A 13,451-nucleotide genomic window follows, 5' to 3' on the forward strand; every position below is an offset into this window, starting at 1 on the left:
AAAATTTCGTCTCTTCGCCAAAACAGCTTCGGCGTTGTAAGGTTAAGCCTCACGGTTCATTAGTATCGGTTAGCTCAACGCATCGCTGCGCTTACACACCCGACCTATCAACGTCGTAGTCTTCAACGTTCCTTCAGGAGACTTAAAGTCTCAGGGAGAACTCATCTCGGGGCAAGTTTCGTGCTTAGATGCTTTCAGCACTTATCTTTTCCGCATTTAGCTACCGGGCAGTGCCATTGGCATGACAACCCGAACACCAGTGATGCGTCCACTCCGGTCCTCTCGTACTAGGAGCAGCCCCCCTCAATTCTCCAGCGCCCACGGCAGATAGGGACCGAACTGTCTCACGACGTTCTAAACCCAGCTCGCGTACCACTTTAAATGGCGAACAGCCATACCCTTGGGACCTACTTCAGCCCCAGGATGTGATGAGCCGACATCGAGGTGCCAAACACCGCCGTCGATATGAACTCTTGGGCGGTATCAGCCTGTTATCCCCGGAGTACCTTTTATCCGTTGAGCGATGGCCCTTCCATTCAGAACCACCGGATCACTATGACCTGCTTTCGCACCTGCTCGCGCCGTCACGCTCGCAGTCAAGCTGGCTTATGCCATTGCACTAACCTCCTGATGTCCGACCAGGATTAGCCAACCTTCGTGCTCCTCCGTTACTCTTTGGGAGGAGACCGCCCCAGTCAAACTACCCACCAGACACTGTCCGCAACCCGGATTACGGGTCTACGTTAGAACACCAGCCATTAAAGGGTGGTATTTCAAGGTTGGCTCCACGCAGACTGGCGTCCACGCTTCAAAGCCTCCCACCTATCCTACACATCAAGGACCAGTGTTCAGTGTCAAGCTATAGTAAAGGTTCACGGGGTCTTTCCGTCTTGCCGCGGGTACACTGCATCTTCACAGCGAGTTCAATTTCACTGAGTCTCGGGTGGAGACAGCCTGGCCATCATTACGCCATTCGTGCAGGTCGGAACTTACCCGACAAGGAATTTCGCTACCTTAGGACCGTTATAGTTACGGCCGCCGTTTACCGGGGCTTCGATCAAGAGCTTCGCGTTGCCGCTAACCCCATCAATTAACCTTCCGGCACCGGGCAGGCGTCACACCGTATACGTCCACTTTCGTGTTTGCACAGTGCTGTGTTTTTAATAAACAGTTGCAGCCAGCTGGTATCTTCGACTGATTTCAGCTCCGTCCGCAGGGACTTCACCTACATATCAGCGTGCCTTCTCCCGAAGTTACGGCACCATTTTGCCTAGTTCCTTCACCCGAGTTCTCTCAAGCGCCTTGGTATTCTCTACCTGACCACCTGTGTCGGTTTGGGGTACGATTTCGTGTTACCTGATGCTTAGAGGCTTTTCCTGGAAGCAGGGCATTTATCACTTCAGCACCGTAGTGCCTCGTCATCACACCTCAGCGTTAATAAGGTACCGGATTTACCTGGAACCTCCGCCTACATGCTTAAACCGGGACAACCGTCGCCCGGCTGACATAGCCTTCTCCGTCCCCCCTTCGCAGTAACACCAAGTACAGGAATATTAACCTGTTTCCCATCGACTACGCCTTTCGGCCTCGCCTTAGGGGTCGACTCACCCTGCCCCGATTAACGTTGGACAGGAACCCTTGGTCTTCCGGCGAGCGGGCTTTTCACCCGCTTTATCGTTACTTATGTCAGCATTCGCACTTCTGATACCTCCAGCACCCCTCACAGGACACCTTCAACGGCTTACAGAACGCTCCCCTACCCAACAACGCATAAGCGTCGCTGCCGCAGCTTCGGTGCATGGTTTAGCCCCGTTACATCTTCCGCGCAGGCCGACTCGACCAGTGAGCTATTACGCTTTCTTTAAATGATGGCTGCTTCTAAGCCAACATCCTGGCTGTCTGTGCCTTCCCACATCGTTTCCCACTTAACCATGACTTTGGGACCTTAGCTGGCGGTCTGGGTTGTTTCCCTCTTCACGACGGACGTTAGCACCCGCCGTGTGTCTCCCGTGATAACATTCTTCGGTATTCGTAGTTTGCATCGGGTTGGTAAGCCGGGATGGCCCCCTAGCCGAAACAGTGCTCTACCCCCGAAGATGAGTTCACGAGGCGCTACCTAAATAGCTTTCGGGGAGAACCAGCTATCTCCCGGTTTGATTGGCCTTTCACCCCCAGCCACAGGTCATCCGCTAATTTTTCAACATTAGTCGGTTCGGTCCTCCAGTTAGTGTTACCCAACCTTCAACCTGCCCATGGCTAGATCACCGGGTTTCGGGTCTATACCCTGCAACTTAACGCCCAGTTAAGACTCGGTTTCCCTTCGGCTCCCCTATACGGTTAACCTTGCTACAGAATATAAGTCGCTGACCCATTATACAAAAGGTACGCAGTCACCCCATAAAGAGGCTCCCACTGCTTGTACGTACACGGTTTCAGGTTCTTTTTCACTCCCCTCGCCGGGGTTCTTTTCGCCTTTCCCTCACGGTACTGGTTCACTATCGGTCAGTCAGGAGTATTTAGCCTTGGAGGATGGTCCCCCCATATTCAGACAGGATACCACGTGTCCCGCCCTACTCTTCGAGTTCACAGCATGTGTGCTTTCGTGTACGGGACTATCACCCTGTACCGTCGGACTTTCCAGACCGTTCCACTAACACACAAGCTGATTCAGACTCCGGGCTGCTCCCCGTTCGCTCGCCGCTACTGGGGGAATCTCGGTTGATTTCTTTTCCTCGGGGTACTTAGATGTTTCAGTTCCCCCGGTTCGCCTCGTTAACCTATGTATTCAGTTAACGATAGTGCAACGGATTGCACTGGGTTTCCCCATTCGGACATCGCCGGGTCAAAGGTTCATATCACCTCGCCGGCGCTTTTCGCAGATTAGCACGTCCTTCATCGCCTCTGACTGCCAGGGCATCCACCGTGTACGCTTAGTCGCTTAACCTCACAACCCGAAGATGTTTCACTTCCGATTGCGAAAATTTGAGAGACTCGAACACACCATTAAAGATGTGTCGTTTCAATTTTCAGCTTGATCCAGATTTTTAAAGAGCAAATATCTCAAACATGACTCGCAAGTCAGTTTTGAGATATGACGGCAGGTGACTTTCACTCACGAACCAGCAAGTGGCGTCCCCTAGGGGATTCGAACCCCTGTTACCGCCGTGAAAGGGCGGTGTCCTGGGCCTCTAGACGAAGGGGACGTACAGTCTCAATCGCAAGACGCCTTGCTATTTACTTTTCATCAGACAATCTGTGTGAGCACTGCAAAGGCAGGTTCTTTAAGGTAAGGAGGTGATCCAACCGCAGGTTCCCCTACGGTTACCTTGTTACGACTTCACCCCAGTCATGAATCACAAAGTGGTAAGCGCCCTCCCGAAGGTTAAGCTACCTACTTCTTTTGCAACCCACTCCCATGGTGTGACGGGCGGTGTGTACAAGGCCCGGGAACGTATTCACCGTGGCATTCTGATCCACGATTACTAGCGATTCCGACTTCATGGAGTCGAGTTGCAGACTCCAATCCGGACTACGACGCACTTTATGAGGTCCGCTTGCTCTCGCGAGGTCGCTTCTCTTTGTATGCGCCATTGTAGCACGTGTGTAGCCCTACTCGTAAGGGCCATGATGACTTGACGTCATCCCCACCTTCCTCCAGTTTATCACTGGCAGTCTCCTTTGAGTTCCCGGCCTAACCGCTGGCAACAAAGGATAAGGGTTGCGCTCGTTGCGGGACTTAACCCAACATTTCACAACACGAGCTGACGACAGCCATGCAGCACCTGTCTCAGAGTTCCCGAAGGCACCAATCCATCTCTGGAAAGTTCTCTGGATGTCAAGAGTAGGTAAGGTTCTTCGCGTTGCATCGAATTAAACCACATGCTCCACCGCTTGTGCGGGCCCCCGTCAATTCATTTGAGTTTTAACCTTGCGGCCGTACTCCCCAGGCGGTCGACTTAACGCGTTAGCTCCGGAAGCCACGCCTCAAGGGCACAACCTCCAAGTCGACATCGTTTACGGCGTGGACTACCAGGGTATCTAATCCTGTTTGCTCCCCACGCTTTCGCACCTGAGCGTCAGTCTTTGTCCAGGGGGCCGCCTTCGCCACCGGTATTCCTCCAGATCTCTACGCATTTCACCGCTACACCTGGAATTCTACCCCCCTCTACAAGACTCTAGCCTGCCAGTTTCGAATGCAGTTCCCAGGTTGAGCCCGGGGATTTCACATCCGACTTGACAGACCGCCTGCGTGCGCTTTACGCCCAGTAATTCCGATTAACGCTTGCACCCTCCGTATTACCGCGGCTGCTGGCACGGAGTTAGCCGGTGCTTCTTCTGCGGGTAACGTCAATCGACAGGGTTATTAACCCTGTCGCCTTCCTCCCCGCTGAAAGTACTTTACAACCCGAAGGCCTTCTTCATACACGCGGCATGGCTGCATCAGGCTTGCGCCCATTGTGCAATATTCCCCACTGCTGCCTCCCGTAGGAGTCTGGACCGTGTCTCAGTTCCAGTGTGGCTGGTCATCCTCTCAGACCAGCTAGGGATCGTCGCCTAGGTGAGCCGTTACCCCACCTACTAGCTAATCCCATCTGGGCACATCCGATGGCAAGAGGCCCGAAGGTCCCCCTCTTTGGTCTTGCGACGTTATGCGGTATTAGCTACCGTTTCCAGTAGTTATCCCCCTCCATCAGGCAGTTTCCCAGACATTACTCACCCGTCCGCCACTCGTCAGCGAAGCAGCAAGCTGCTTCCTGTTACCGTTCGACTTGCATGTGTTAGGCCTGCCGCCAGCGTTCAATCTGAGCCATGATCAAACTCTTCAATTTAAGTTTGATGCTCAATGAATTAAACTTCGTAATGAATTACGTGTTCACTCGTTGAGACTTGGTATTCATTTAGTGTCCGAGGACATTAAGAATCCATGTCACTTTGAGTGCCCACACAGATTGTCTGATAAATTGTTAAAGAGCAGTGCCGCTACGTTTTCGCTGCGGCGCGGGGTGTGCATATTACGCTTTCCCGCTTCAGAGTCAAGCGTTTATTTTGCTTTTCTCTGCTAACCCGGCGGCGTGCGTGCCGTTGTTCCGTGTCAGTGGAGGCGCATTATAGGGAGTTATTCTGAGGCTGCAAGTGCAAAGTGAAAATTATTTACTGACTGCTCACTTTCCAGGCAAAACACATCTCAGACCTTAATTCTTGCCTGGTTTTTAAACAAAAACGAGCCGCAAGCGGCCCGTTTTTGCGTTTTGTGACTTACTGCACTGCCACAATTCGGTCTTCGTTGGCTTCCAGACGGATAACTTTGCCCGGAACCAGCTCCCCGGAAAGGATTTGCTGCGCCAGCGGGTTTTCGATCTGCTGCTGGATTGCACGTTTTAACGGACGCGCGCCATAAACAGGATCGTAACCATTCTCGCTCAGCAGTTTCAGCGCATCATCCGAGATGTGGATTTCATACCCACGCTCTTCCAGACGCTTGTACAGACGCTGCAACTGGATCTGCGCAATCGACGCAATGTGTTTCTCACCCAGCGGATGGAACACGACTACTTCATCAATACGGTTGATGAACTCCGGACGGAAGTTTTGGCTGACCACACCCAGCACCAGATCTTTCATATGGCTGTAATCCAGCTCACCGAAGCGTTCCTGAATCAAATCGGAACCCAGGTTCGAGGTCATGATCACCACCGTGTTACGGAAATCGACCGTTCTTCCCTGCCCGTCCGTCAGGCGTCCATCATCCAGCACCTGCAACAGAATGTTAAACACGTCAGGATGAGCCTTTTCCACTTCATCCAGCAGGATGACGGAATAAGGACGACGACGAACCGCTTCCGTCAGGTAACCGCCCTCTTCATAACCGACATATCCCGGAGGCGCACCGACCAGACGCGAGACAGAGTGTTTCTCCATAAACTCGGACATATCGATACGCACCATCGCGTCATCGCTGTCGAACATAAAGTTAGCCAGCGCTTTACACAGCTCGGTTTTACCGACACCGGTTGGCCCCAGGAACAGGAACGAGCCGATGGGACGATTCGGATCGGACAGCCCCGCACGGCTACGACGAATGGCGTTAGATACCGCTTCGACCGCTTCGTTCTGGCCAATGACGCGCTGATGCAGATCCTGCTCCATACGCAGCAGTTTTTCGCGTTCACTTTCCATCATGCGAGCTACAGGAATCCCCGTCCAGCGCGCCAGCACTTCGGCAATCTCGGCGTCCGTCACTTTATTACGCAACAGACGCATGGTTTTGCCTTCCGACTGCGTGGCGATCTCAAGCTGTTTTTCCAGCTCAGGGATCTTGCCGTACTGTAGCTCGGACATCCGCGCCAGGTCCCCTACGCGACGCGCCTGCTCAATGGCAATTTTCGCCTGCTCCAGCTCCGCCTTGATTGTCTGGGTGCCAGAGAGGGAGGCTTTCTCTGCTTTCCACTCTTCTTCCAGCTCAGAATACTGACGCTCTTTCTCATCCAGCTCTTCGTTGAGCATATCGAGGCGTTTCTTACTCGCTTCATCAGACTCTTTGTTCAATGCCTGCTGTTCCAGCTTGAGCTGAATAATGCGGCGATCGAGTCGGTCCAGCTCTTCCGGTTTCGAGTCAATCTGCATACGGATGCTGGACGCCGCTTCATCGATAAGGTCGATGGCTTTATCCGGCAACTGACGGTCGGCAATGTAACGATGCGAAAGCGTCGCCGCCGCAACGATGGCCGGGTCAGTGATCTGCACATGATGGTGCAGCTCATAACGCTCTTTCAGACCACGCAAAATCGCGATGGTATCTTCAACGCTTGGTTCTGCGACAAACACCTTCTGGAAGCGTCGCTCCAGCGCGGCATCTTTTTCAATGTACTGACGATACTCGTCCAGCGTAGTGGCACCGACGCAGTGAAGTTCACCACGTGCCAGCGCAGGTTTCAGCATGTTCCCTGCATCCATTGCGCCGTCAGCTTTACCTGCCCCCACCATAGTGTGCAGTTCGTCAATAAACAGGATGACGTTGCCTTCCTGTTTCGCCAGATCGTTCAGCACGCCTTTCAGACGCTCTTCAAATTCACCGCGGTATTTCGCCCCGGCCACCAGCGCGCCCATATCCAGCGCCAGTACGCGACGGCCTTTCAGCCCTTCGGGCACTTCGCCATTAACGATACGCTGCGCCAGCCCTTCAACGATGGCGGTTTTACCGACGCCAGGCTCACCAATCAGCACCGGGTTGTTTTTGGTACGGCGTTGCAGTACCTGAATAGTCCGGCGAATTTCTTCGTCGCGACCGATTACCGGGTCAAGTTTGCCCTGCTCGGCACGTTCGGTCAGATCGACCGTAAATTTTTTCAAAGCCTGACGTTGGTCTTCGGCTCCCTGGTCGTTCACGCTTTCACCTCCGCGCATTTTCTCAATCGCCTGGGTCACATTAGCGGTGGTTGCACCGGCGGATTTCAGCAGGTCGGTTAAGGTACCGCGTGATTCAAGCGCCGCCAGAACAAACAGCTCTGACGAAATAAAGTTGTCCCCACGTTTTTGCGCCAGCTTGTCGCAAAGGTTCAGTACACGCACCAGATCCTGTGACGGCTGTACGTCGCCACCGGTACCTTCTACCTGCGGTAAACGACTCAGCGCCTGATCGATGGCGGTGCGTAACTGGCCGGCATTAATGCCAGCGGACGTTAACAAAGGACGTACCGATCCCCCTTCCTGATTCAGCAAGGCGCTCATTAAATGAAGAGGTTCGATAAATTGGTTGTCGTGCCCCAGTGCGAGGGACTGGGCATCGGCGAGAGCAAGCTGGAATTTATTAGTAAGACGATCCAGACGCATAACTCCTCCCATAACAGGTCAAATTTGCTACTGGAGATTAAATGAGGTCATCCCTCAATTATTCAAGGTTAATAACCTGAATTATGTGAAAAGAAAACGGCGCGTACCGGATCGTCTTGATTCTTTAGGTTATATCAGCCAAATGAAACTTGCCATACGGCCTGTCGTCTTGTCACGGCGATAGGAGAAAAAATCACCCTTTTCGGTGAATGTACAGCGATCTCCGCCAAAGATCTGGGTCACGCCGACATTATTAAGGCGCTGGCGGGCAAGCTGATAAATATCGGCCAGATATTTATCGCCGGACGCCACAAACGCATTAACCGCCTGAGGATCTTTTTCCATAAAAGCTTGCCGAACCTCAGGCCCCACTTCAAATGCCTGCGGGCCAATCGCCGGGCCAAGCCAGGCGATGAGATTTGCAGAATCGTCCTGGAAGCAGGCAACGGTCTCTTCAAGTACGCCTTCACACAGGCCACGCCAGCCCGCATGCGCTGCTGCAATCTCCGTACCGGCACGGTTACAAAACAACACCGGCAGGCAATCAGCGGTCATCACCGCGCAAACCGTTCCCGGCGTATTGCTGTACGAAGCATCGGCGCGTTTAGACGCATAGGGCTCACCCGTAAGCTTCAGCACCGCTTTACCGTGCACCTGCTCAAGCCAGACCGGTTTTGAAGGAAGGTTTCCCGCAGCAAAGAGGCGTTTACGGTTCTCTTCGACGTGCTCCAGGTTATCGCCACAGTGCGCACCGAGGTTCAAAGACGCCCACGCACCCTGGCTCACGCCACCGATACGGGTCGAGCTACAGGCGGCCACGCCTTCAGGCAGCGGCCACTCCGGGACAATCAGTTTGGTCATAACCAGTCCACGTGATCCTTATGTTCTTCGAAATCTGCGCGCATCGCGTCGATAAGTTCCACCATATCCTGTGGGATAGGCGCATGCCATTCCATCTGAATTCCGGTGATTGGGTGGTAAAGACGTAGCATCGTCGCATGCAGCGCCTGGCGATCGAATTTACGCAGCACGGAGATGAATTCATCCGATGCGCCCTTTGGTGGACGCGGACGACCGCCGTAAACAGGGTCACCCACCAGCGGATGGGTAATATGCGCCATGTGCACGCGGATCTGGTGAGTACGCCCGGTTTCCAGACGCAGACGCAGGCGCGTATGAATACGGAAATGTTCCATGATGCGGTAATGGGTTACCGCCGGTTTACCCATCGGGTGTACGGACATATGCGTACGCTTGGTTGGATGACGACTAATCGGCTCTTCCACCGTGCCGCCAGAGGTCATATGACCAATCGCCACCGCTTCATACTCACGGGTGATTTCGCGCAGCTGCAAAGATTCCACCAGTCGAGTCTGGGCGGGGATCGTCTTCGCCACCACCATCAGACCCGTGGTGTCTTTATCCAGACGGTGAACGATACCGGCACGCGGTACGTCAGCTATCGGCGGGTAATAATGAAGGAGTGCGTTAAGTACCGTACCGTCAGGATTACCCGCGCCCGGATGGACAACAAAGTCACGCGGTTTATTGATGACCAGAATATCGTCATCTTCGTAGACGATATCCAGCGGGATATCCTGCGGCTCGAAGCGGACTTCCTCTTCGATTTCAGCATTGATGGCGACAGCTTCCCCACCAAACACTTTCTCTTTTGGTTTGTCCCAGATCTTGCCGTTTACCAGCACGCGCTGGTCAAGGATCCATTCTTTTATACGTGAACGCGAATAATCAGGGAACAATTCGGCCAAAGCCTGATCTAAGCGTTGACCGAGCTGATTTTCGGAGACTGTTGCGGTGAGTTCTACTCGTTGTGCCATAAACTGCTTCTTCGTTTAACGTTGGGTTTTACGGCTTTGCCGTTTAATATAGTGTGCTATTGTAGCTGGTCTTAATCGGGAGCAGGAACTGAGTTTCTCCCGGACAAACATTTGAGGAAAGTCAAAACGTCATGACGCGCATGAAATATCTGGTGGCAGCGGCCACGTTGAGCCTGGCTTTGGTGGGCTGCTCCGGTTCGAATGAACAGGTCCCTGACAATCCGCCGAATGAAATCTATGCGACTGCACAACAAAAGTTGCAGGACGGTAACTGGAAACAGGCGATAACGCAACTGGAAGCGTTGGATAATCGCTATCCGTTTGGTCCGTATTCACAGCAGGTACAGTTAGATCTGATCTACGCCTACTATAAAAATGCCGATCTGCCGCTGGCTCAGGCAACGATCGATCGTTTCATGCGTCTGAACCCTACCCATCCTAACATCGATTACGTGATGTACATGCGCGGCCTGACTAACATGGCGCTGGATGACAGTGCATTGCAGGGCTTCTTCGGGGTGGATCGTTCTGACCGTGACCCGCAACATGCGCGTGATGCTTTCAATGACTTCTCCAAACTGGTGCGTAGCTACCCGAACAGCCAGTACATTACCGATGCCACTAAGCGTCTGGTGTTCCTGAAAGATCGTCTGGCGAAATACGAGTACTCCGTCGCGGAATACTACACTCGCCGTGGCGCATGGGTTGCCGTGGTTAACCGTGTAGAAGGCATGCTGCGTGATTATCCAGATACCCAGGCCACGCGTGATGGCCTGAAGCTGATGGAGAATGCGTATCGCCAGATGCAGATGACGGCTCAGGCTGACAAAGTGGCGAAAATCATCGCCGCGAACAGCAGCAACACCTGATACCGCTACAACGCATAACGGCAGCCCGCAGGCTGCCGTTTTTTTATTCTTTCAGACTTACGCTGAAGCGGTTTAGCTTCAACACATCCAGTCAACTATGACCGCAATTGCTGGCTTCGACAAGGTAAATCTCACCTCTTCCTGCCCTGCCTCACAAAAAAGATTCCCTGACAAAAACCGACAAAATAACGTGATCTAAATCACACATTTTGACATTAGGTCGGGTATGCTGGAATCACCAAGACGGAAAGACAAGAGGTAAAATTTATGACAATGAACATTACCAGTAAACAAATGGAAATTACTCCGGCAATCCGCCAGCACGTCGCAGACCGTCTCGCCAAACTGGATAAATGGCAAACACATTTGATTAATCCACATATCATCCTGTCCAAGGAGCCGCAGGGTTTCGTCGCTGATGCAACTATCAATACTCCAAACGGCCATCTGGTCGCCAGCGCTAAACACGAGGATATGTACACCGCAATTAACGATTTGATCAACAAGCTGGAACGGCAGCTCAATAAAGTGCAACACAAAGGTGAAGCCCGTCGCGCCACAACATCGGTGAAAGACGCCAGCTTCGCGGAAGAAGTTGAAGAAGAGTAATCCTTTAAATTGAGTGTACCGACAACGCGCCTTCGGGCGCGTTTTTTATTGACAGGATCAAAACAGTACAGGTACTTTAACCCTATCAATTTCAGGATGACCTAATGAAACAGACGCCGTTTTTCTTCGCATTCTTTTTTACCTTCCCCTGACCGGGAGGCGTTTCGTCGTGTGATAAAGAATGCGAAGACGAACAACAAGGCCTCCCACACCGGGAGGCCTTTTTTATTGATAACGATAAAATGAGACAGACAACACTATGACACCGGAAAACCCGCTCCTGGATTTACGCGTAAAAATCAGTGCACTCGACGAAAAGTTACTGGCCCTGCTGGCAGAACGCCGCGCGCTCGCCATTGAAGTTGGCAAAGCCAAGCTGGATTCTCATCGGCCGGTGCGCGATATCGATCGCGAGCGTGATTTACTGGAACGGTTGATACAGCTCGGCAAAGCGCATCATCTTGATGCCCACTACATCACCCGCCTGTTCCAGCTCATCATTGAAGATTCCGTTCTGACGCAACAGGCCCTGCTCCAGCAGCATCTGAACAAAACCAACCCGCACTCTGCTCGGATCGCTTTCCTCGGCCCGAAAGGTTCTTATTCTCACCTGGCGGCTCGCCAGTACGCAGCCCGTCATTTCGAAGAGTTCATTGAGAGCGGTTGTGCAAAATTTGCAGACATCTTCAACCAGGTCGAAACCGGCCAGGCAGATTACGCCGTGGTGCCTATTGAGAACACCAGTTCCGGCGCCATCAACGATGTTTACGATCTGCTCCAGCACACCAGCCTGTCGCTGGTCGGTGAGCTGACTATTCCTATCGATCACTGCGTGCTGGTCTCTGGCTCAACCGATCTGAGTCAGATTGAAACGGTGTACAGCCACCCGCAGCCGTTCCAGCAGTGCAGCCAGTTCCTGAACCGTTATCCGCACTGGAAAATTGAGTACACCGAAAGCACCTCGGCGGCGATGGAAAAAGTGGCGCAGGCAAACTCTCCTGCCGTCGCGGCACTCGGTAGCGAAGCGGGCGGCGCGCTGTATGGCTTACAGGTGCTGGAACGCAATCTGGCCAACCAGACGCAAAATATCACCCGTTTCGTGGTTCTTGCCCGCAAGGCCATCAACGTGTCCGACCAGGTTCCGGCGAAAACCACCCTGCTGATGGCGACCGGCCAGCAGGCGGGTGCGCTGGTTGAAGCGCTGCTGGTGCTGCGTAATCACAACCTGATCATGACGAAGCTGGAATCCCGCCCAATACATGGCAACCCGTGGGAAGAGATGTTCTATCTCGACGTTCAGGCCAACCTGGAGTCTGCATCCATGCAGAAAGCCCTGCGCGAACTGGGCGAGATCACACGCTCCATGAAAGTACTGGGCTGCTATCCGAGCGAAAACGTGGTCCCGGTCGATCCGGCTTAATGTTCGATAAAGCGGCTTTTCTTCATCCCTGCCACATTTACAGGCAGGGTGAAGATGGCACCGGAAAGCGGGTATTTCGCCAGCTCCTCCGCCTCCATATTTTCCCGCGTGGTGGTGATAAACAGCGTTTTCATATCGTCGCCGCCAAAGCAGACCATTGTCGGGCAGCGTACCGGCAGCCGGTATTCTTCCAGCTGTTCGCCTTGCGGTGAAAACCGTGCGATACGCCAGCCGTCAAACAGTGCGCTCCAGTAGCAGCCTTCCTCATCCATTGCCGCTCCGTCGGGTATACCGTCTCCCTCACTAAAACGGCGAAACTCTTCGCGCTTACCGGGTTCCCCCTGCTCATCAAGCGGCGTACGGTAAATCACACCGTTCGGCGTATCAGAAGTAAACATCCACCGTTTGTCAGGACTAAACGCTAAACCGTTATGCCCCTGAATATCGCACTGGATCACTTTCGGTGTCAGGTCGTTGTCGATACGCATCAACATGGCGCCGTTATAATCTCCCAGCCCCCAGAACGTGCCCGCATAAAACCGTCCCTGATGGTCGGTGCCTCCATCGTTAAAGCGTGCAAGCTGCGGGTTGGACGGGTTATCGCAAACCTTACGCTGGAGCAGGCCGTGTTTATCGGTCAGCCAGATGGCGTTTCGCATCGCGACGATAAATCCGCCGCGTTCACGCAGGGCAAAACACCCAACTTCTTCATGGAATGAGAGCACCGAGTGTTCCGCGGTGGGCAGATGGTACCGATGAATCTCCCCTTCCAGAATATCCGCCCAGTAGAGCGCCTTCTCTTCAGCACTCCACGTCGGGCATTCGGGCAGATGCCCGGTATAGTTCAACAGCAGCTGCGGTTCAGCCATGACAGTTCCCCAAAAT

Annotated in this window: 8 protein-coding genes, 1 tRNA gene, 2 rRNA genes and 1 other annotated feature; of the genes, 4 read left to right on the forward strand and 7 right to left on the reverse strand. The window is 53.2% G+C overall.

The genetic code is table 11. The features are described 5' to 3' along the window. Positions 1-38: 38 nt before the first annotated feature. The 6 genes from ACQG0S_RS16370 to rluD all read right to left on the reverse strand — a co-directional run bounded on the left by ACQG0S_RS16370 (position 39) and on the right by rluD (position 9,668). A 23S ribosomal RNA gene (locus tag ACQG0S_RS16370) occupies positions 39-2,944 on the reverse strand. A gap of 183 nt (positions 2,945-3,127) precedes the next feature. After that, positions 3,128-3,203: transfer RNA gene (locus tag ACQG0S_RS16375), tRNA-Glu, on the reverse strand. Positions 3,204-3,287: 84 nt separating this feature from the next. Next, a 16S ribosomal RNA gene (locus tag ACQG0S_RS16380) occupies positions 3,288-4,829 on the reverse strand. The 16S and 23S rRNA genes sit together here with 1 tRNA gene alongside, the layout of an rRNA operon. 427 nt (positions 4,830-5,256) lie before the next feature. Next, entirely contained in the window at positions 5,257-7,830 is a 2,574-nt protein-coding gene (clpB, locus tag ACQG0S_RS16385; protein ID WP_045308384.1) for an ATP-dependent chaperone ClpB, read from the reverse strand. 129 nt (positions 7,831-7,959) lie between these two features. Beyond that, a complete protein-coding gene (gene yfiH, locus ACQG0S_RS16390; protein WP_045308385.1) occupies positions 7,960-8,691 on the reverse strand; it encodes a purine nucleoside phosphorylase YfiH in 732 nt (243 codons plus the stop codon). Next, positions 8,688-9,668, reverse strand: coding sequence for a 23S rRNA pseudouridine(1911/1915/1917) synthase RluD (gene rluD / locus ACQG0S_RS16395; protein WP_022649057.1), 981 nt, complete (start codon positions 9,666-9,668; stop codon positions 8,688-8,690). The genes yfiH and rluD overlap by 4 nt, the downstream gene beginning before the upstream one ends. 131 nt (positions 9,669-9,799) lie before the next feature. Here rluD and bamD point away from each other — a divergent pair, with 131 nt between their 5' ends. The 4 genes from bamD to pheA all read left to right on the forward strand — a co-directional run bounded on the left by bamD (position 9,800) and on the right by pheA (position 12,566). Beyond that, positions 9,800-10,537 carry an outer membrane protein assembly factor BamD gene (gene bamD, locus ACQG0S_RS16400; protein WP_003863164.1) on the forward strand — a complete coding sequence of 246 codons (738 nt, stop codon included), beginning with the start codon at positions 9,800-9,802 and terminating at the stop codon, positions 10,535-10,537. Positions 10,538-10,804: 267 nt separating this feature from the next. Next, entirely contained in the window at positions 10,805-11,146 is a 342-nt protein-coding gene (gene raiA, locus ACQG0S_RS16405) for a ribosome-associated translation inhibitor RaiA (protein WP_006811628.1), read from the forward strand. Positions 11,147-11,249: 103 nt separating this feature from the next. Next, positions 11,250-11,375: a sequence feature (Phe leader region), on the forward strand. Continuing rightward, a complete protein-coding gene (gene pheL / locus ACQG0S_RS16410) occupies positions 11,251-11,298 on the forward strand; it encodes a pheA operon leader peptide PheL (RefSeq protein WP_100229775.1) in 48 nt (15 codons plus the stop codon). Its footprint overlaps the feature before it by 48 nt. A 30-nt stretch (positions 11,376-11,405) precedes the next feature. Further along, on the forward strand, positions 11,406-12,566 hold the full coding sequence (gene pheA / locus ACQG0S_RS16415; RefSeq protein WP_023306733.1) for a bifunctional chorismate mutase/prephenate dehydratase: 1,161 nt from the start codon (positions 11,406-11,408) through the stop codon (positions 12,564-12,566). Here pheA and ACQG0S_RS16420 read toward each other — a convergent pair. Next, positions 12,563-13,435: an SMP-30/gluconolactonase/LRE family protein gene (locus ACQG0S_RS16420; RefSeq protein WP_048965915.1), complete on the reverse strand. Its 873-nt coding sequence runs from the start codon at positions 13,433-13,435 to the stop codon at positions 12,563-12,565. The two genes, pheA and ACQG0S_RS16420, sit on opposite strands and share 4 nt — an antisense overlap. Positions 13,436-13,451 lie beyond the last annotated feature (16 nt).

Origin of the sequence: Enterobacter cloacae complex sp. 418I7 (assembly GCF_050030705.1) — a bacterium.
Taxonomy (GTDB): Bacteria; Pseudomonadota; Gammaproteobacteria; order Enterobacterales; family Enterobacteriaceae; genus Enterobacter; species Enterobacter intestinihominis.